This window comes from Luteibacter sp. P1_D3 (assembly GCF_056406135.1).
In genome coordinates this window covers 1-18,095 of the sequence record NZ_JBFUAT010000049.1, presented here as the reverse complement: position 1 = coordinate 18,095, position 18,095 = coordinate 1, and the positions used below count along the sequence as shown (strand labels likewise).

17 protein-coding genes and 5 tRNA genes are annotated in these 18,095 nt (G+C 63.0%); 8 read left to right on the top strand and 14 right to left on the bottom strand.

What is annotated here, in order from left to right; genetic code table 11:
• Window positions 1-117 precede the first annotated feature (117 nt).
• The 3 genes from gloB to AC1DYM_RS21065 are packed head-to-tail and all read left to right on the top strand — an operon-like array spanning window position 118 to window position 3,006.
• The gene (gloB, locus tag AC1DYM_RS21075; protein ID WP_477341714.1) at window positions 118-885 is read left to right on the top strand and encodes a hydroxyacylglutathione hydrolase; all 768 of its coding nucleotides are present in this window, start codon (window positions 118-120) and stop codon (window positions 883-885) included.
• On the top strand, window positions 882-2,222 hold the full coding sequence (locus AC1DYM_RS21070) for a transglycosylase SLT domain-containing protein (protein WP_477341712.1): 1,341 nt from the start codon (window positions 882-884) through the stop codon (window positions 2,220-2,222). Before gloB ends, AC1DYM_RS21070 begins: the two co-directional genes overlap by 4 nt.
• A 4-nt stretch (window positions 2,223-2,226) precedes the next feature.
• Window positions 2,227-3,006 carry an enoyl-ACP reductase FabI gene (locus tag AC1DYM_RS21065; protein ID WP_477341710.1) on the top strand — a complete coding sequence of 260 codons (780 nt, stop codon included), beginning with the start codon at window positions 2,227-2,229 and terminating at the stop codon, window positions 3,004-3,006.
• A 197-nt stretch (window positions 3,007-3,203) separates the two neighbouring features.
• Here AC1DYM_RS21065 and fabV read toward each other — a convergent pair whose 3' ends face one another.
• The 10 genes from fabV to soxR form a co-directional block, all read right to left on the bottom strand.
• On the bottom strand, window positions 3,204-4,403 hold the full coding sequence (fabV, locus tag AC1DYM_RS21060; RefSeq protein WP_477341708.1) for an enoyl-ACP reductase FabV: 1,200 nt from the start codon (window positions 4,401-4,403) through the stop codon (window positions 3,204-3,206).
• A gap of 134 nt (window positions 4,404-4,537) precedes the next feature.
• Window positions 4,538-6,448 (bottom strand): SurA N-terminal domain-containing protein, encoded by a 1,911-nt coding sequence (locus AC1DYM_RS21055; RefSeq protein WP_477341706.1) that lies wholly within the window; start codon window positions 6,446-6,448, stop codon window positions 4,538-4,540.
• A gap of 82 nt (window positions 6,449-6,530) precedes the next feature.
• Window positions 6,531-6,607, bottom strand: a tRNA-Asp gene (locus AC1DYM_RS21050).
• A 9-nt stretch (window positions 6,608-6,616) separates the two neighbouring features.
• Window positions 6,617-6,691: transfer RNA gene (locus AC1DYM_RS21045), tRNA-Val, on the bottom strand.
• A gap of 16 nt (window positions 6,692-6,707) precedes the next feature.
• Complete coding sequence (locus tag AC1DYM_RS21040) at window positions 6,708-6,980, bottom strand: HU family DNA-binding protein (protein ID WP_036112061.1); 273 nt, start codon at window positions 6,978-6,980, stop codon at window positions 6,708-6,710.
• A 338-nt stretch (window positions 6,981-7,318) separates the two neighbouring features.
• Window positions 7,319-9,835 carry an endopeptidase La gene (gene lon, locus AC1DYM_RS21035; RefSeq protein WP_477341704.1) on the bottom strand — a complete coding sequence of 839 codons (2,517 nt, stop codon included), beginning with the start codon at window positions 9,833-9,835 and terminating at the stop codon, window positions 7,319-7,321.
• A 169-nt stretch (window positions 9,836-10,004) separates the two neighbouring features.
• Window positions 10,005-11,300, bottom strand: coding sequence for an ATP-dependent Clp protease ATP-binding subunit ClpX (gene clpX, locus AC1DYM_RS21030; RefSeq protein WP_046968783.1), 1,296 nt, complete (start codon window positions 11,298-11,300; stop codon window positions 10,005-10,007).
• Between the two features lie 105 nt (window positions 11,301-11,405).
• A complete protein-coding gene (gene clpP / locus AC1DYM_RS21025) occupies window positions 11,406-12,032 on the bottom strand; it encodes an ATP-dependent Clp endopeptidase proteolytic subunit ClpP (RefSeq protein ID WP_107914007.1) in 627 nt (208 codons plus the stop codon).
• A gap of 55 nt (window positions 12,033-12,087) precedes the next feature.
• Complete coding sequence (gene tig, locus AC1DYM_RS21020; RefSeq protein ID WP_477341702.1) at window positions 12,088-13,380, bottom strand: trigger factor; 1,293 nt, start codon at window positions 13,378-13,380, stop codon at window positions 12,088-12,090.
• A gap of 111 nt (window positions 13,381-13,491) precedes the next feature.
• Window positions 13,492-13,926: a redox-sensitive transcriptional activator SoxR gene (soxR, locus tag AC1DYM_RS21015; RefSeq protein ID WP_477341700.1), complete on the bottom strand. Its 435-nt coding sequence runs from the start codon at window positions 13,924-13,926 to the stop codon at window positions 13,492-13,494.
• A gap of 92 nt (window positions 13,927-14,018) precedes the next feature.
• Between soxR and AC1DYM_RS21010 the strand changes: the two genes are divergently transcribed.
• The 3 genes from AC1DYM_RS21010 to AC1DYM_RS21000 all read left to right on the top strand — a co-directional run bounded on the left by AC1DYM_RS21010 (window position 14,019) and on the right by AC1DYM_RS21000 (window position 16,071).
• A complete protein-coding gene (locus AC1DYM_RS21010; RefSeq protein WP_477341698.1) occupies window positions 14,019-15,404 on the top strand; it encodes an MFS transporter in 1,386 nt (461 codons plus the stop codon).
• A 130-nt stretch (window positions 15,405-15,534) separates the two neighbouring features.
• Window positions 15,535-15,732 (top strand): hypothetical protein, encoded by a 198-nt coding sequence (locus AC1DYM_RS21005; RefSeq protein ID WP_477341696.1) that lies wholly within the window; start codon window positions 15,535-15,537, stop codon window positions 15,730-15,732.
• A 108-nt stretch (window positions 15,733-15,840) separates the two neighbouring features.
• Window positions 15,841-16,071, top strand: coding sequence for a hypothetical protein (locus AC1DYM_RS21000; protein WP_477341694.1), 231 nt, complete (start codon window positions 15,841-15,843; stop codon window positions 16,069-16,071).
• A 51-nt stretch (window positions 16,072-16,122) separates the two neighbouring features.
• Here AC1DYM_RS21000 and AC1DYM_RS20995 read toward each other — a convergent pair whose 3' ends face one another.
• Window positions 16,123-16,668 carry a hypothetical protein gene (locus tag AC1DYM_RS20995; protein WP_477341692.1) on the bottom strand — a complete coding sequence of 182 codons (546 nt, stop codon included), beginning with the start codon at window positions 16,666-16,668 and terminating at the stop codon, window positions 16,123-16,125.
• Window positions 16,669-16,704: 36 nt separating this feature from the next.
• On the opposite strand from AC1DYM_RS20995, the gene AC1DYM_RS20990 reads away from it, so the two are divergent.
• Window positions 16,705-16,866 carry a hypothetical protein gene (locus AC1DYM_RS20990; RefSeq protein ID WP_477341690.1) on the top strand — a complete coding sequence of 54 codons (162 nt, stop codon included), beginning with the start codon at window positions 16,705-16,707 and terminating at the stop codon, window positions 16,864-16,866.
• Window positions 16,867-16,900: 34 nt separating this feature from the next.
• On the opposite strand, the gene AC1DYM_RS20985 is transcribed toward AC1DYM_RS20990, so the two are convergent.
• Window positions 16,901-16,985: transfer RNA gene (locus AC1DYM_RS20985), tRNA-Leu, on the bottom strand.
• Between the two features lie 178 nt (window positions 16,986-17,163).
• On the opposite strand from AC1DYM_RS20985, the gene AC1DYM_RS20980 reads away from it, so the two are divergent.
• A complete protein-coding gene (locus AC1DYM_RS20980) occupies window positions 17,164-17,580 on the top strand; it encodes a hypothetical protein (protein ID WP_477341688.1) in 417 nt (138 codons plus the stop codon).
• A gap of 327 nt (window positions 17,581-17,907) precedes the next feature.
• Here the strand turns inward: AC1DYM_RS20980 and AC1DYM_RS20975 are convergent.
• Together AC1DYM_RS20975 and AC1DYM_RS20970 are read right to left on the bottom strand one after the other, a co-directional pair.
• Window positions 17,908-17,983, bottom strand: a tRNA-Lys gene (locus tag AC1DYM_RS20975).
• Between the two features lie 27 nt (window positions 17,984-18,010).
• Window positions 18,011-18,087, bottom strand: a tRNA-His gene (locus AC1DYM_RS20970).
• Between the last annotated feature and the right edge of the window lie 8 nt (window positions 18,088-18,095).

Sequence of the window (18,095 nt, the reverse complement as noted above, 5' to 3'; positions counted from 1 at the left end):
TAACGAGTGGGATATACCCGGCTGATATAGTCCGGCCGCCCCGTCCTACTGGTATTGACCTAAGGGCGGCCATTCACTGGGTGTTCGCGCCCTACCGACGTCACGGAGTTCGGCCCGATGCATTGGGTTCCCGTCGCGGCTTTGAGCGACAACTACATCTGGCTGGTCGCCGATGACGAAGGCAATGCTTTCGTCGTGGATCCTGGTGAAGCCGCCCCCGTCCAGGCCGCGCTCGATGAGCGGGGCTGGCGGCTGAAGGCGATCCTGCTGACGCACCACCATAACGACCACGTCGGTGGCGTCTCGGACCTGGTCCGCGACCACGATGTGGAGGTGTACGCCACAGCGGATCCACGCATCCAGCCGAAGAACCACTTCGTCGAAGACGGCGACTCCATCACGCTCGAGTCGCCTCACGCGACGTTCCGGGTCATCGCGGTGCCGGGTCATACCAGCTCGCACATCGCTTATTTCGGCGAGGGTTTCCTGTTCTGCGGCGACACCCTGTTCAGCGTCGGCTGCGGCCGCCTGTTCGAGGGCACGCCCGAGCAGATGCTGGCCTCGCTGGAGCGCTTCGCCGGCCTGCCCGCCGAGACCCTGGTCTGCTGCGCGCACGAATACACCGCGGCCAATATCCGTTTCGCGCTCAGCGTCGATCCGGACAACGGCCCCCTGCGCCTCCGTCGTGACGAGGTGGCGCGCTTGCGCGAAGAAGGACGGCCCTCCGTGCCGAGCCGTCTCGCGGATGAGTTCGCCACCAACCCCTTCCTGCGCGTGGACAGCGACGCGATTCGTCGCTGGGTCGAAGCCCAGGGCAAGGACTCCGCCACGCGGACGGAACGCTTCGCAGCGTTACGTCGGGCCAAGGACACATTCACCGCATGATGGCTCTGACCCGACGCATTCTTCCCGCGCTGATTCCTCTCGTGCTTACGGCCTGCGCCGCCGCTCCGCAGCGGCCGGTGCCCATCTCCGTCGCGCCAGCACCCACCGTGATTCCGGTGGAAAACGTGTCGATGTCGCCGAAGCTGATGCGTCCTGCCACGTCTGCCGACTTCTGGTCGGGCATGCGTGACAGCTTCGCGATGCCGGGCTGCGAAGCCGGCCCCGAAGTCGTCGCCTGGGCGCGCACGTACACGAAGATGCCGAACCGCTTCGAGCAGCAGGTCAACGAAGTGCTGCCGCTGATCGTCTACGCGCACAAGTCGGCGATGCAGCACAGCGTGGCGGGCGAGTTCGCCCTGCTGCCCTGGGTCGAGAGCCAGTACCGGCACGTGCCGGGCGCCAAGAACCGCCCTGCCGGCATGTGGCAGATCATGCCGCAGACCGCACAGACGCTCGGCCTACGTGTACAGAAGAATTACGACGAGCGCCTCGACATCACCAAGTCCACGGAATCGGTGATGTCGATGATGCGCCGCTACTACGACGACCTCGGCGACTGGCGTCTGGTCGATGTGGCGTATAACGCCGGCGAGTTCGGCCTGAAGAAGACCATCGACAAGCACGGCGGTCCGACGGCCGAAGAAGGCTTGCCGGATGTGCCGATGAAAGCGGCCACCCGGGAACACCTGGTCAAGCTCATGGCGATCGCGTGCATCGTTCGCGACCCGGGTCGCTTCAACGTGCAGTTGCCGCGACAGGATGGCGACGACGCGTTGCAGGTGGTGCAGGTGTCGAATCCGCAATCGCTCGCTCAAGCTGCAAAGCAGTCGGGTCTGTCGATGAACGACCTGCGTGATTTCAATCCGGCGTACCGCACGACGAAGGGCACCGTGTCGTCGTCGCTGCTGCTGCCGAAGACGGCCGCCGATCAGTACAACCTCGGGCCGGTCGCCGCTGTCATCGAAGAGCCGTCTTCGTCGATCGATGATGATGCCGTTGCCGATGAGCCTGCGGCCAAGGGCAGCAAGGGCAAGAAGAACGCCAAGGGGGCGAATCTTTCGAAGGCTGAGATTGCCAAGGCCGATCGGGCTGAAAAGGCGTCAAAGGCTGGCAAGGCTTCCGCCATCGCCAAGGCCACGACGCCCGGCAAGGGTGGCAAGCCGTCGAAGGCCGACGAAAAGGCCGTCGCCATCGTCTACAAGGTCAACAACGGCGAGTCCCTCTGGACGATTGCCCGCCGTCATCAGGTCAGCGTCGAGCAGTTGATGAAATGGAACGACCTGCAGACGCAGGCCGTGAAGCCCGGCCAGGTCCTGCGCCTCACCGCGTCGCGTTAAGCCCATGGGCTTCCTGCATCGCAAGCGGGCTCTCATCGTCGGCATCGCCAGCCGTCGCAGCATCGCCTGGGGCATCGCCGAGGCGATGCATCGTGAAGGGGCGGAATTGGCGTTTACGTATCAGAACGAACGCCTGAAAGATCGCGTCGACGAGGCCGCTGCAGAATTCGGCTCCAACCTCGTTCTGGAATGCGATGTCGGCATCGACGCGCACATCGAGCGCGTGTTCGCCGAGCTCGGTCAGCACTGGGACGGCCTGGATGTACTCGTCCATTCGGTGGGCTTCGCGCCGCGCGAGGCCTTGCAGGGCGACTTCCTCGACAACCTCACTCGCGAGAACTTTGCGGTGGCGCACGACATCTCCAGCTACAGCCTCGCGGCGCTGGCGAAAGCCGCGCGCCCGCTGATGTCTGGTCGTGGCGGCGCGATCCTCACGCTGAGTTATCTCGGCGCGGAACGCGCCCTGCCGAACTACAACGTGATGGGTCTGGCCAAGGCCAGCCTGGAAGCGAACGTGCGTTACCTCGCCTATAACCTCGGGCCGGAAGGGACGCGCGTGAATGCCATCTCCGCCGGACCGATCAAGACGCTCGCCGCGTCCGGTGTCGGCAACTTCCGCCGCATCCTCGATCAGGTCGACAACGTCGCGCCCTTGCGACGCGGCGTGACACAGGAGGAAGTCGGCAATGTCGCCGCCTTCCTGTGTTCGGATCTTGCGTCCGGGGTGACCGGTGAGGTCACGTATGTCGATGCGGGTTTCAACATCGTGGGGTTGATGGGCTGATTCAGCGTTTGCCGGGCCCGTGCCGAACTCCTGCTCGGTAGGAGCCGATTCATCGGCGACGGGTGCTCGCGACACCGTTAGGCATCGCCGATAAATCGGCTCCTACCGGACAAGAGCAAGAGCATCGCCGATGAATCGGCTCCTACCAGAGCAAGAGCATCGCCGATGAATCGGCTCCTACCAGAGCAGCCGAACGCTTACATTTCTACGACGTTCCAGCGGACGTCCGGGTTGACGTCGGCGGCGTAGTCGACGTCTTTGCGATCAAAACCGAACAGCTTGATGAAGTCGTGCTTGTAGCCGGCGTAGTCGGTGTCGGTCCACAGGTTTTCCGTGGTGACCGTCGGCCACAGTGCCTTGCACTCGCTCTGCACGTCGTCACGCAGCTCCCAGTCGTCCAGCCGCAGGCGACCTTCGGCGTCCACTTCCGGCGCCTTGCCATCCGCACGGTAGAGGCGATCGTGGAACAGGCGGTTGATCTGCTCGATCGTGCCTTCGTGGATGCCCTTGGCCTTCATGATCTTGAAGACCATGGACACGTAGAGCGGAATGACCGGAATGGCCGAGCTGGCCTGGGTGACCACGGACTTCATCACGCCGACGTACGAACGCAGACCCTTGTGACGCTCACCCAGCTGCTTCGCCGTGCGGTCGAGATGCTGCTTGGCCTGGCCGAGCGTGCCGTGCCAGTAGATCGGCCAGGTGATCTCGGTACCGACGTAGCTGTACGCCACCGTGGTCGCGTTCTCGGCCAGCACGCCGGCGTCGCTGAGCGCGGCGATCCACAGTGCCCAGTCTTCGCCACCCATGACGGTCACGGTGTCTTCGATTTCCTGCGGCGTCGCTGGCTCGACGGACGCCTGGATGACGGCATCCTTGTTGGTGTCCACCGAGGAAGCGGTGAAGGTCTCGCCGATCGTCTTCAGTGCGGAGCGCACGACCGTGTTCGTCCCCGGCAGCTTGCGCACCGGCGAAGCGAGCGAATACACGACCAAGTCGATCGGACCGCCCATGTCGGCCTTGATGATCTCGATGGCCTTGGCGCGAGTCTCGTCGGAGAACGCATCGCCGTTGATCGAGCGGCTGTACAGACCCGCCTGCGTGGCAAGCTTGTCGAAGGCCGCCGAGTTGTACCAGCCGGCCGTGCCGGTCTTGGTTTCGCTCGAGGGTTTCTCGAAGAACACACCCAGCGTCGCCGCACCCTGGCCGAAGGCGGCCGTGATGCGCGAGGCAAGGCCGTAGCCGGTGGAGGCACCAATCACGAGCACGCGCTTCGGGCCGTCGGCGAACGCGCCGCTGGCCTTGGTGATGGCGATCTGCTCTTCCACGTTTTTCTCGCAGCCGACCGGATGAGCGGTGGTGCAGATGAAGCCACGAACCTTGGGGGTAATGATCACGGGTTGTCCCTTTGACGCAGTAAGGCGCCCATTGTAATCGGCCGGGCGCACCATGCGCTTCCGCATGGACGGCAGACAAAAAAAGGCCCCTCAGCGATGAGGGGCCTTCCGGCGAAGCGCTGGGCTTCGTGGTGTTACATGCGGTCCTGCGCGACCTTGATCTCGCCGCGGGCCTTGAGCGCATCGATGTATTCGATCGTGGCGGCCTTGGCCATCGCATCGGTGATCTGGCCACGCAAGCCGTCGTGTTCGGCCTTGGTGACCTTGGTCAGGTCACCGTCGGTGACCTTGTCCACGGCAACCACCGCGTAGGTGCCATTACCCGTCTGCACGACCGACCAGCTCGGCTTGCCGTCGACCGGATGCGGCAGCGTGAAGGCCTGCTGGAGAATCGGCGTCGGCACGTCCTTGACGGTGGAGAGCTTGCTGCGCTCCAGGTCGGTGGCGGTGCGCACCGGCGCCTTGGCGAGCGCGGCGATGTCGCCACCCTTGGCCACCTGCGCGACGAGTTCATCAGCCTGCTTCTTCGCCATCGCGTCGACGCGTTCGTCGAGGATGCGCTGGCGAATCACGTCGCGGACGTCGGCCAGGTTTTTCGGCGCAGCAGCGGCGTGCTTGCCCAGGTGCATGACGATCGCGTCGCCCTTGCCGACCTGGACCAGCGAGGAGTTGTTGCCCTGGTTGAGCACGTCGTCGGCGAAAGCAGCAGCAACGAACTTCGGATCGGAGGCCAGGCCTTCACCACCCTGACGACCGAACATCGGCGTGGTGCGAATCTCGACACCGAGCTCCTTGGCGGCGGCATCGAGCGAACCCGGATTGCGCTCGGCAAGGTCGGCCAGCTGGCCGGCGCGCTCGTTGTAGAGACGCTCGCCCTCGCCCTTCGCCCAGTCCGCGGCGAGCTGCGAGCGCACCTCGGCGAACGGTTTGGCATCGCCCTCGCGCGCATCGCGCACCCAGATGATGTGGTAGCCCTCTTCCGGCGAAAGCACCGGCTCCTTCGAGATCTCGCCCTTCTTCATGCTGAAGAGCGCGGTATCGAAGGCAGCGTTCGCGACGCCCTTTTCCAGCCAGCCGAGATCGCCGCCGCTGCGCTTGGAGCCCAGATCTTCCGAGTTATCGGCAGCGAGCTTGGCGAAGTTTTCCGGCGTGGCCTCGGCAGCGATCTTCTTCGCTTTCTCGAGCGCGACCTTCTGCTGGTCGGGCGTGGCGTTCTTGGGCACATCGATGAGGATGTGCGAGACCTGACGCTGTTCCGGCTGCGCATAGCGCTGCTTGAACTTGTCGTAGAACTCGTGCAGCTGGGCGTCGGTCGGCTCACCGAGCTTCAGGTCGGCCTGCTTCACTTCGAGGTACTGCACCGAGACCTGCTCGGGCGTGGTGTAGTCGGCGATGTGCGACTTGTAGAACGCATCGATGTCGCCATCGGCCACCGTGGCATCCGTCAGCGACGGACGCGGCAGTTCCACGAAGCGCAGGTCGCGCTGCTGGAGCTGGAGGCGGAAGAAGCCATCGACATCGGCGTCGCTGACCAGGGTGGTCGCGTAAATCGCCTGCGGGATGATCTGGTTGCCGAGGTCCGCGCGGACCTTGGACTCATACATGGCCGGGCTCATGCCCTGCATGGAGAGAATGGCCTTGTACGCATCCGGACTGAACTGCCCGTTCACGGCAAAGCCGGGATCGGAGCCGATCGTCTCGCGCACACTGGCGTCGGACACCTGGAGGCCGAGATCGGTATTGGCCTTGTCGAGGAGGACCTTGCCAATCATGCCGTCGAGCACCTGCTGCTTGAGCTCGGGCTTCTCGAGATCGGCGACAGTGAACGGCGCGTTCGGATTCTGTGCGATCTGCTGACGCAGCTCGTTCATCCGGTTCTGCCAGTCCTGCTGAGAAATCTCGTGGTCGCCGACTTTCGCCACATACGTATCGACGCGCGATACGAAGTACGACTCGATGCCGAAGAAGGCAACGGCGAACACCGAAACGCCGAGGACAATGGCCGCGGGCCAACCGTGGATCTTGTTACGCAGGGCTTGCAGCATGATGCGACTCGCACAGGTGGCGTCGGCAAATCCTTACCGACGGTAGATAAAGCAAAGGCGCCACACGGGCGCCTTTGCGGATTGGCGGAGTGGACGGGACTCGAACCCGCGACCTCCGGCGTGACAGGCCAGCATTCTAACCGACTGAACTACCACTCCACTTACCGTTGGTGGGTGCTGAGGGGATCGAACCCCCGACCAGCGCCGTGTAAAGGCGACGCTCTACCGCTGAGCTAAGCACCCCCTACAGCAAGACTACTTAGTTTACGTGATCCTTGAGCGCCTTGCCAGCCGTGAAGGCCGGAACCTTGGACGCCGGGATCTTGATCTCTTCGTTCGTGCGCGGGTTGCGGCCCGTGCGGGCAGCGCGGCTGCGCAGCTTGAAGGTGCCGAAGCCGACGAGGGCGACGTCTTCACCCTTCTTGAGGGTGTCCTTCACTGCTTCGATCAGGCCTTCGAGCGCCTTGCCAGCGTCGGCCTTCGACAGTTCAGCCTTTTCAGCAATGGCGGCGATCAGGTCGGTTTTATTCATTACGTAACTCCCTTTCAAAGGTAATTCGAATCGCCGGAAAGGCAATCCTGTACGAGAAGACGGTAGATCTTCGAACGTGAGCTTTTGGCATCGTTCGACGACCCGCGATACGTGGCGCCCTTGCGGCGCGGACGATTGCGGAGCCGCCTTTATACCAGTGCCCTCCCCCCATCGCAATACGAGCAATACCAACGCTTTCAGCGCGTATGCATCCTTCACGGAGGCTTGCATGGGAAGAGAAAAACGATTATCGCGAGTCAACAATGACAGGACGGCGAAAACGAAAAGGGTGCACTTGCGTGCACCCTTTGTTCGTTACGCGGAGGGATCGGCGGAGATCAGTGCGTGAGCGACGGCGAACCCTTGCCCTTGCCCTTCCCAGCCTTGGCCTCTTCGAGGGGCACCTCGACCGCCTCACCGCCGTCTCCGGCCTTCTTCGGTGCCGGCGGACGCTCGAGCGCCAGATTGAGCACCTCGTCGATCCACTTCACCGGATGAATGGCGAGCGACGACGTGATGTTCTCCGGCAGGTCGATGAGGTCCTTCCGGTTCTCGTCCGGAATGATCACCGTGGTGATGCCGCCGCGATGGGCCGCGAGCAGCTTCTCCTTGAGGCCGCCGATCGGCAGCACGCGACCGCGCAGGGTGATCTCACCCGTCATGGCGACTTCAGAGCGCACCGGCACCTTGGTCAGCGCCGACACGAGCGCCGTGCACATGGCGATACCCGCACTCGGGCCGTCCTTCGGCGTGGCACCTTCAGGGACGTGGATATGGATGTCGAGCGACTGGTGGAAGTCGGGATCGATACCCAGCGCCTCGGCCCGGGCACGAACCACGCTGAGCGCAGCCTGGATCGACTCCTTCATGACATCGCCGAGCTGGCCCGTCTGGATCAGGCGACCCTTGCCCGGGACCACGGAGGCCTCGATGCTGAGCAGGTCGCCGCCGACCTGGGTCCAGGCCAGACCCGTCACCAGGCCCACTTCGTTCTGCAGCTCCGCACGACCGAAGTCGAAGCGACGCACGCCGAGGAAATGGTCGAGATTCTCACCGTCCACGCGCACCTGGTCCGGAGCCAGCACCTTGCCCTTGACGGCCTTGGCGGCGGTTTTCTTCACCTTGGCCTTGGCCTTCGCAGGCACCGTGCCCAGCGCGATTTCCTTGACCACCTTGCGGCAGATCTTGGAGATTTCGCGCTCGAGGTTACGCACGCCGGATTCCCGCGTGTAGTAACGCACGATGTCACGCAGCGCATCTTCGCCGACCGTCAGTTCATCGGCCTTCAGGCCATTCGCCTTCAGCTGCTTGGGCACCAGATACTTCAGCGCGATGTTGAGCTTCTCGTCCTCGGTGTAACCCGGGATACGGATCACTTCCATGCGGTCGAGCAGCGGACCGGGGATGTTGAGGGAGTTCGCCGTCGCGATCCACATCACTTCGGAGAGGTCGAGATCGACTTCCAGGTAGTGATCGTTGAACGCGTTGTTCTGCTCCGGATCGAGCACTTCGAGCAGGGCCGACGACGGGTCGCCACGGAAGTCCATCGACATCTTGTCGATTTCATCGAGGACGAACAGCGGATTCTTCGTGCCGACCTTGTTGAGGTTCTGCACGATGCGGCCCGGCATGGAACCAATGTAGGTACGACGGTGGCCGCGAATCTCAGCCTCATCGCGCACGCCACCCAGGCTCATGCGGACAAACTTGCGGTTGGTCGCCTTGGCGATCGACTGGCCGAGCGAGGTCTTGCCCACGCCGGGTGGACCGACGAGGCAGAGGATCGGACCCTTCATCGTGTTCACGCGCTGCTGCACAGCGAGGTACTCGAGGATCCGTTCCTTGACCTTTTCCAGACCGAAGTGATCGGCGTCGAGGGTTTCCTGGGCGAGCGCGAGATCCTTGCGGACCTTGCTGCGCTTCTTCCACGGCACGCCGACCACCCAATCGAGGTAGTTGCGGACCACGGTCGCCTCGGCGGACATSGGCGACATCTGCTTGAGCTTGTTGAATTCCTGACGCGCCTTGGCGAGCACGGCCTTGGGCATGCCGGCGGCGTCGATCTTTTTCTGCAGCTCCTCGATCTCGTTCGCGCCCTCTTCGCCCTCACCCAGCTCCTTCTGGATGGCCTTCATCTGCTCGTTGAGGTAGTACTCGCGCTGGCTCTTTTCCATCTGCGACTTGACGCGTCCGCGGATGCGCTTTTCAACCTGCTGCAAGTCCATCTCGCCATCGACGAGGCCGATGAGCAACTCGAGGCGCTGGCCGACATCGGCCGCTTCGAGCACGCGCTGCTTGTCGCCCATGCGCACCGAAAGATGCGCGGCGATGGAGTCGGCCAGGCGCGACGGATCGTCGATACCCGAGAGCGTCGCGAGGATTTCCGGCGGGAGCTTGCGGCTTTGCTTGACCAGCTGCTCGAACAGCGAGACGAGCGAGCGCGACACGACGTCGAGCTCGCGTTCGTTGCTGCTGTAGATCGGCTCGATGACGCGCGCCTTGCCGCTCATCATGCCGGCTTCGTCTTCGAAGGCATCGATCTGTACGCGCGACTGTCCTTCGACGAGCACCTTGACGGTGCCATCGGGCAGCTTCAGCAGCTGCAGGACACCGGCGAGCGTGCCGACCGAATGCAGATCGCCGATCGACGGATCGTCGATGTCGGGGCTCTTCTGGGCGACGAGCAGGATCTGCCGTTCGCCTTCCATCGCCCGCTCCAGCGCGCGCATGGACTTGTCGCGACCCACGAACAGCGGAATGACCATATGCGGGTAGACAACGACGTCACGCAGGGGCAGGACCGGCAACAGGTCCAGCTCGGATCCGCTCGTGGTTTGGCTGCGATTCTTCGCCATGTGCTTGGGGTTTCCCTCAGAGAATTTGGGGTTCGCCCCGACACTGCGCCGGAGCCGCCATACACGTCAAGTGGTGGTTCGCGAAGGAACGATCAAGAGCGGACACCACAAAGAAAAACGGCCCCGGCGTACTGGACGCCGGGGCCGCGGTAGCTTGCTTATGCAGTGATCAGGCTGCGTCGCCGCCCTCACCCGCGATCCGCTGCTGCTGCAGGTTCCCGCGGTAGATGAGATACGGCTCGGCCTGGCCATCGATCACGGCATCGTCGACCACGACCTTGCTGACATGCTCCAGCGAGGGCAGTTCGAACATCGTGTCGAGCAGCACCTGTTCGAGAATGGTTCGCAGTCCACGTGCGCCGGTCTTGCGCTTGAGCGCGCGACGGGCGATGGCGGACAGGGCCTCCGGGCGGAATTCCAGCTCGGCGCCTTCCATATCGAAAAGCTTCTTGAACTGCTTGGTGACCGCGTTCTTCGGCTCGGTGAGGATCTGCACCAGGGCAGCCTCATCGAGCTCGTCGAGCGTGGCGACCACCGGCAGACGACCGACGAACTCGGGAATCAGGCCGAAACGGACCAGATCCGCCGGTTCGACTTCCGACAGCATCTTGCCGACGTTCTCCGTACGTTCTTTCGAGCGGACTTCGGCACCGAAGCCGATACCCGTGACCTCGGAACGCTGCTGGATGACTTTCTCCAGACCCGAGAACGCACCACCGCAGATAAACAGGATGTTGCGTGTGTCGACCTGCAGGAATTCCTGCTGGGGATGCTTGCGGCCACCCTGCGGCGGCACCGAGGCGAGCGTGCCCTCGATGAGCTTGAGCAGGGCCTGCTGCACACCTTCGCCGGAGACGTCGCGGGTGATCGACGGGTTCTCGCTCTTACGCGAGATCTTGTCGATTTCGTCGATATAGACGATGCCGCTCTGCGCCTTCTCGACGTCGTAGTCGCACTTCTGCAGAAGCTTCTGGATGATGTTCTCGACATCCTCACCGACATAGCCCGCCTCGGTCAGAGTCGTGGCATCGGCGATGGTGAACGGCACATTGAGCAGGCGCGCCAGCGTTTCGGCCAGCAGCGTCTTGCCCGAACCGGTCGGACCGATCAGGAGGATGTTGGATTTGCCAAGCTCGACTTCGTCGTTCTTCTGGCGCGATTCAATGCGCTTGTAGTGGTTGTAGACCGCGACGGACAACGCCTTCTTGGCGCGCGTCTGACCAACCACGTACTGGTCGAGGGCTTCCATGATTTCGCGGGGCTTCGGAAGCTGGGTCCGGCCGGAGGCCGCCTTCTCCTCCAGTTCCTCGCGGATGATGTCGTTGCACAGCTCAACGCATTCGTCGCAGATGAACACGCTGGGGCCGGCGATCAGCTTGCGCACTTCATGCTGGCTCTTGCCGCAGAAGGAGCAGTAAAGAATCTTGCCGCCGTCGTTGGAACGGCTCTGCCGCTCGTCGCTCATGCTTTGGGCCCTACTGAGAATCCAGGTACGCTTTGAGAATAGCACAGCACTTCGCCCCTGGAATCAGGAGCGAAGTGCCGGTTTTCACAAGCGAAAACGTTCAAATCAAGCTGAACGGACGGTGTCGACCGTGCGCTTTTCGGGGATCGAGTCGATCAGGCCATAGGCCTGGGCCTCGGCCCCACTCATGAAGCGGTCACGCTCGGTATCACGGGCGATCTCGTCGACCGTCTTGCCACTGTGGTGGGCGAGGATGGCGTTGAGACGCTCGCGCATGGTCAGAATCTCACGGGCATGAATCTCAATGTCCGTGGCCTGACCCGAGATACCGCCAGCCCAGGGCTGGTGGATCATGATGCGCGAATGCGGCAGCGAATAACGCTTGCCCGCGGCACCCGCTGCCAGCAGCAGGGCGCCCATCGAGGCAGCCTGGCCGATGCACATCGTGCTGACGTCCGGCTTCACGAACTGCATCGTGTCGTAGATCGCCATGCCGGCCGTGACGGAACCGCCCGGGCTGTTGATGTAAAGGTTGATGTCCTTGTCCGGGTTTTCCGACTCAAGGAACAGCAGTTGGGCGACGATCACATTGGCCATGTAATCGTCGACCGGCCCCACGGCGAAGATGATGCGCTCCTTGAGGAGACGCGAATAAATGTCGTACGAACGCTCACCGCGTGAGGTCTGTTCGACGACGATGGGCACCAGGTTGAGGTTCTGGATCGGAGCCATGGACATGCGGTCTCTCCTTCGTGTGGGGCCCGGCTATTGCAAGTGATCGATGCGGTCAGGCACCGATCGGGCGCATCACCTCGTCGAAGGTCAGTTCCTGGTCGGTGGACTTGGCGTTATCCGCCACCCACTCAGCCACCTGATCCTCCATGACGCGGTTCTGCAGTCCCGACATCAGTTGGGGATCGCCGTTATACAGTTCAATGACCTTTTCCGGTTCTTCATAGGTCGAAGCGATCGCGGAAAGCATTTCCGCCATGCGCTTGCGATCAATCCGGATCTCATTCTTGCGTGCGATTTCACCCATCAGCAGCGCGGCGAGCACGCGCTTACGGGCGAACGGCGTGGCCTCGGCGACCATCTGCGGGCTCGGCTCCTGGCCGCGCGGCAGGTTACCGGCGGCAAGGCTGCGGGCCTCGGCATCGGTCATGAGGTCGGGCACGTCCAGCTCCGGGTAGGCGCCGGCCAGCTTCTCGGCCACTTCGGACTTCAGGCGGGCCATCACGCTGGCCTTGAGCTCGCGCTCGAGGTTGGCGCGGACTTCCTTGCGGAAGGTCTCGATGTCGCCATCGGCCACACCGAACAGCTGCACGAACTCGGCGTCGACGGTCGGCAGGTTCGGCTCCTGCACCTTGACGATCTTGAAGGTGACCTTGGCGGTCTTGCCGGCGAGCTCCGGGTTACGGAAGTCTTCCGGGAAGGCCACGTCCTGGACCAGGTCTTCGCCAGCCGAACGGCCGGTGAGGGCTTCGTCGAGCGCCTTGAACAGGGTGCCCGAGCCGAGCACGCTACCGGCGCGCTCCAGGCCTTCGGTCGGGAAGCGGTAGTCACCGGCTTCAGCGGCGTATTCGAACATCACGAAGTCGCCGTCCTTGGAGGCGCGGGTCACTTCGTCGAAGCTGCGACGCTGCGTGCGCAGGGTCTCGATCATCTTGTCGATGTCGGAATCCTTCACTTCAGCCTTCGGACGGGCGATCTCGAGCGCCGCCACGTCGATCACCGGGAACTCCGGCATGATCTCGAAGGTAGCCGTGTAGGCGATTTCGCCGTTCTCGGCATTACCCGTGGTGTCCACCGCCGGGTTGGCGATCGGCTGGAGCTTTTCCTGCTCGACGGCCTGACGCAGCGTGGAGCCGATCAGCTCGGACAGTGCCTCGCCACGGACCTGCGCGCCAAAGCGCTGCTGGATCACGTTGGTGGGAACCTTGCCGGGACGGAACCCCTTCAGGCGTACCGTGCGACCCATCTCCGCGATGCGCTGGCTGACCTGCGACTCGAGGCGCTCAGCCGGGAACTTCACCGTGAGCTTGCGCCCGAGCTTGCCGACATTCTCAACCGAAACCTGCATGACCTCTCCTGAAACCACCACGAGTGTGGCGCGATGGGGTGAAAAACCCCGCAAATGACTGCCCATTCTACGTTTTGCCCCTCTACCGCCGCAACAGGCGTCAGACGGGGGTCAGGCGGGGCTCCAGCGCCTCGGACCGCCGCCATCCGCCGCCAGTGCGTCGCCCGGATTGGCGAGGGCGCAGGCGGTCAGGGAAAGGCAGCCGCAACCGATGCACTCGGTCAGTTTGTCCTTCAGATTCACCAGTTGCTTGATCCGGTCGTCGAGCTCGTCCTGCCATGCCGCGGACATCTGTGCCCATTCCTCACGGCTGGGGGCGCGCTCGTCCGGCAGGGCGGAAAAGGCCCGCCGCACGGCCTCCAGCGGGATACCGACCCGCTGGGCCACCCGGATCACGGCGATCCGACGAAGGACATCGCCGGCGTAGCGCCGCTGGTTGCCGGCCGTTCGCAGGCTACGGATCAGCCCTTTTCGTTCATAAAAGTGCAGGGCCGAGACCGCCACACCGGCACGCCTGGCGGCGTCACCCACGCTGAATTCCCGCATCGCTTGACCTCAACCAACGTTGAGGTTCCATCCTGCGCGTCCCGGGATGTGCGCGCAAGCGTGCGAAACTCCCTACCCCCAAGGAAGAAAGAATGAACGTGGGCACGTCGACCCCTGACCTCACCCAGCCCTCTGCGACTCCGCGCGCCGACGGCATCCTCTCCCCGACCTACCGGGCCGCCACGCTCGGCATGGTCGCGCTGATCTCCCTGCTCGCCTTCGAAGCGCTGGCGGTAACCACGGCGATGCCGACGGTGGCCCGCGAGCTCGATGGCCTGCGGGCGTACGCCCTCGCCTTTGGCGGCATGTTGGCGACCAGCGTCATCGGCATGGCGCTGTCCGGCCGCTGGTCCGACCGCAAGGGACCTGCCCCGGCCGTGTGGACCGGCCTGGTCGGATTTGTGGCGGGCCTGCTGATCGCAGGTTTCGCGCACAACATGCCGACATTGCTTGTCGGCAGGCTCGTGCAGGGCTTGGGTGCCGGTTGCCTGTCGCCGGCGCTGTACGTGATCGTTGCGCGCCTGTATCCGGAATCGTTGCGCCCGAAGGTATTCGCATCGTTTTCGGCCGGGTGGGTTGTGCCCGCCCTGATCGGTCCGGCCATCAGCGGCGCGATCGTCGAGCACGTCGGCTGGCGCTGGGTGTTCCTCGCCGTGCCCCTACTCGCCCTGCCCGCCGCAGCCGCGCTACGCGGCGCGCTGAACTCGCTGGCACCACCGACGCATCCGCAGGAAGACAAACCCGGCCGCATGCTCAATGCCGTCGGCGCGTCCCTCGGCACCTGCCTGCTGTTCGTCGCTGGCCAGGAGCATGGCTGGCTGGCCGCGGCGCTCTTCGTACCCGCGGTCGCCTTGCTGATCGGATGTGGTCACCGATTGCTGCCCGCCGGCACGCTGCGGGCGGCGCGTGGATTGCCGGCGGTGATCGCCCTGCGCGGCATCGCAGCCTCCGCCTTCTTCGGCGCGGAGGCGTTTCTTCCCCTGGTCTTCTCGCAACAACACGGCCTGTCACCAACGTGGTCAGGCATCGGCATCAGTGTCGGCGCGATCGGCTGGTTCTCGGGTTCGTGGTACCAGGGCCATTACGCAAAGATTTCTCGACAGGCCCTGCTCACTCGCGGTACCGCATTGATGGTCCTCGGCGTCGCGACTGCATCACTGGCCACGTTCGAATGGATGCCGGTGACGGGAGCTGTCCTTGGCTGGCTGCTGACCGGTCTCGGCATGGGCATGCTCTACGGCACCGTCGCCGTTCTCGCCCTCTCCATGTCGAGCGAACACGAGCAAGGTAGCAACAGCTCGGCGCTGCAGTTGTGCGAGTCACTGATGGTGGCAACGACACTCGCGATCGGCGGCACGTTGTTCGCTGCGTTGTTGAATGTGTCGCACACGGCAGCGTTTGCGGCGAACTTCGCGATTACAGTGGCGTTGGCCGTCTTAGGAACTATCGTAGCTCGGCGAACGCAGACACCGGCGTAGTTGCCCTACGCATCAGCTGCATTGCCTTCGCATTTCTGGCGGATTTGGCTGACATTGCCGCACCTTGCGCCTCCGTAATCTGCGTACTCGTGCCGGCCGAAATGGCCCGGTGATACGCTGGGAGCGAGAGATGTCCGCCAATCCTTTACCGGCCGAGCCGGAGACCGAACTGATGATCGACGACGAGCGCGAAAAACTCCGCGCGGAGATCCGAACGATCACCGCCGAGACCATGAAAATCAACGCAGAGGCGCGTTGGTATCCTTACGTGGCGGTGGCGGGTACGTTTGCCGCTGCGCTTGGGTTATTGAAACTTTTGGGATCGTGACATCAAGCACCGCTACGAAGCGTCGTAGGGAGCTGCACCCGCATGACGAGGGCGCATGGTTTGGCTACGCTCAGACTTGCTCACCGGCCGAGGCAAGCAAGGAAGGCAATGACCTCGAAAAACAGTGAACTGATCCAGGCAAGATTGACGGGCATGCTTGAGGATGCCGCAGCTCATAGGGTCGAAATGAAAAAGATCGCCGCGGTGAACGCGAAGATCGCGGCGGAGAGTCATTTTTATATGCGGACGCTCCAATGGATCATCTTGGTCGCCGCGGTCGTGGCAGGCACCGCGTTTGTTATTGCCATGATTCAAGTGATCGTCAGGCTACTATCCTGACGCACGCTTACCTCGCAGCGAAGCGTCGCAAAGCTGCCGGGGCATAGACGATCAGGGCATGCTTGGCGCAACGCGCATCTTTGCACCCGGTCCGCAAAGAAAATAGAACGCCGGAACCAGATAGAAGATCAGGCAGTGACCGGACCACATACGCATCTGCCACTCGAGATAGTCCCGATACTCCACATCACTTAAAACGCGCGAGACGCCTGAAGCGTAGGCAATAGCCCTGCCACCGGAAACATGCACCTTTCCGCCGTGGAAGACGACGCACCAGAAGAAGTTCACGGCGACGTAGACGGCACACGCGCCGATCGCGACACGCGCCCATGTCGGCATGCCAGCGACAATTCGCGAGTTCGATACGCCACCGATCCGACCGTCGCTGGCATCGCGAAACATGGGCATGAACACCAGAGCCGCGCCGACAAACAGGAAAAATGAAAGCGGGCAACCCCGCCAAATCTCCTCGGGGACCGGAAGATGGAGGATGCATCGCACATGGATCGACAGCGCGGCGCAAAATCCGGCCAGAGCCGCGATTCCGACAAGCTTCGACCACCAGACTCTCGCGCCACTTCCCTGCACTGCGTTCAAGGTGACTGTCCTGCTGTGGCCCGTTGGGCCGAATTAATGACACACGTTCTTAAGCTCGGAGGGCCCGAAGATATAGAAGCGCTGCACCCGTCCACTTTTCACAACGAAGGCGTGATGGATGACTTCATCGAGAAGAATCTGCCCCTGCAGGTCACGGACAAGCTGATGCACTTCAACCGTCATACAGGCGGCGAATGAGCTGCTCGTCACTGGTCATGGGTCGATCCCTGGTTGGTGCGAGAGGCGGGACTCGAACCCGCACGGTTTTACCCGTCAGAACCTAAATCTGGTGCGTCTACCAATTCCGCCACTCTCGCTCGCGGCGCCATTCTAGGTCCCGCGCACGCTCAGGTCTATCGCCTGCGACCGGTGAAGGCGATTCAGGTGTCGTCCCGCGTAGTGTCGGTCGTCGTGTAGGCCATTTTTCAGATTTGGCGTATTCAATCGACTCGCCCGCCAGTCGATCCTGAGCCTCCCACCCAAGGAGGCACCCCAATGCGATATCTACTCCCGCTCGCCGCCGCTGCGATGCCAGCTCTCGTCTTCGCCCAAGTCACCCAGCAAAGCGCGAGCATGTCGCTCGAGGGCGAGAAACGCGTCGTCCGACAAGTCATCCTGAAAGATGAGCACGGGATGGACACGCTGGTCGAGCAACACCTTATCGAACTTGAAAATGGCGATTACCTGTATCTCCACACATCCCAGCCTCAGGCTACCCGGGAACTCGACCAACKGATCTGTGCCAGCTTCGGCTCGAAAGTCTCGGAAGGCAGCTTGGTAAGACTAAGCCCCGAGACCCTTGGAGGCGGCGCGTGCCGGACCGAGACACCCGTGGAACCGAGTGCGGCTGCCGCGGCCCGGCGATGCACTACCTCGATGCTGCAGGCACTGTCACCGGCGAACCTGTCATAACCGGTCGGTACCGTGGCCGACTTCTAATCCGTCAGAGCGGCAGTCACTCCGACGCGCCTGACTCCTCCCGAGTCCGATCACCTCGAGGAGCGGACGGCTGGTCGCTCGACGCCGCGCCAGGAGAGCTCGAGGAGCGCTCCGCACGCCCACCCGACTTCACCCGCGTCTCCGCACCGACGTGCGGCCGGATCAACAGGCCGGAGCCTGGACGGCCATCGCGCCGCGGGGTTCTCGTCTTGCCAGGTTTGCCGGTATCCATCGCTCTGCTCGCGGGAAACATGAGGGCAAAAGAAAAGGCGCTTAGGTTTCCCTAAGCGCCTTCCAAAATGGTGGGCCGTGTAAGATTCGAACTTAYGACCAATTGATTAAGAGTCAACTGCTCTACCAACTGAGCTAACGGCCCATTTTGAAACACATCGCACGTTGTAAGTGGGGTGGACGATGGGACTCGAACCCACGACATCCGGAATCACAATCCGGTACTCTAACCAGCTGAGCTACGCCCACCATAAAAC

Bases quoted from the DNA above. Each gene is read 5' to 3' on its own strand.
- gloB (WP_477341714.1), top strand. From the start codon at position 118: ATGCATTGGGTTCCCGTCGCGGCTTTGAGCGACAACTACATCTGGCTG.
- AC1DYM_RS21070 (WP_477341712.1), top strand. From the start codon at position 882: ATGATGGCTCTGACCCGACGCATTCTTCCCGCGCTGATTCCTCTCGTG.
- AC1DYM_RS21065 (WP_477341710.1), top strand. From the start codon at position 2,227: ATGGGCTTCCTGCATCGCAAGCGGGCTCTCATCGTCGGCATCGCCAGC.
- AC1DYM_RS21055 (WP_477341706.1), bottom strand. From the start codon at position 6,448: ATGCTGCAAGCCCTGCGTAACAAGATCCACGGTTGGCCCGCGGCCATT.
- AC1DYM_RS21040 (WP_036112061.1), bottom strand. From the start codon at position 6,980: ATGAATAAAACCGACCTGATCGCCGCCATTGCTGAAAAGGCTGAACTG.
- clpX (WP_046968783.1), bottom strand. From the start codon at position 11,300: ATGAGCGACGAGCGGCAGAGCCGTTCCAACGACGGCGGCAAGATTCTT.
- clpP (WP_107914007.1), bottom strand. From the start codon at position 12,032: ATGGCTCCGATCCAGAACCTCAACCTGGTGCCCATCGTCGTCGAACAG.
- tig (WP_477341702.1), bottom strand. From the start codon at position 13,380: ATGCAGGTTTCGGTTGAGAATGTCGGCAAGCTCGGGCGCAAGCTCACG.
- soxR (WP_477341700.1), bottom strand. From the start codon at position 13,926: ATGCGGGAATTCAGCGTGGGTGACGCCGCCAGGCGTGCCGGTGTGGCG.
- AC1DYM_RS21010 (WP_477341698.1), top strand. From the start codon at position 14,019: ATGAACGTGGGCACGTCGACCCCTGACCTCACCCAGCCCTCTGCGACT.
- AC1DYM_RS21005 (WP_477341696.1), top strand. From the start codon at position 15,535: ATGTCCGCCAATCCTTTACCGGCCGAGCCGGAGACCGAACTGATGATC.
- AC1DYM_RS21000 (WP_477341694.1), top strand. From the start codon at position 15,841: ATGACCTCGAAAAACAGTGAACTGATCCAGGCAAGATTGACGGGCATG.
- AC1DYM_RS20990 (WP_477341690.1), top strand. From the start codon at position 16,705: ATGACACACGTTCTTAAGCTCGGAGGGCCCGAAGATATAGAAGCGCTG.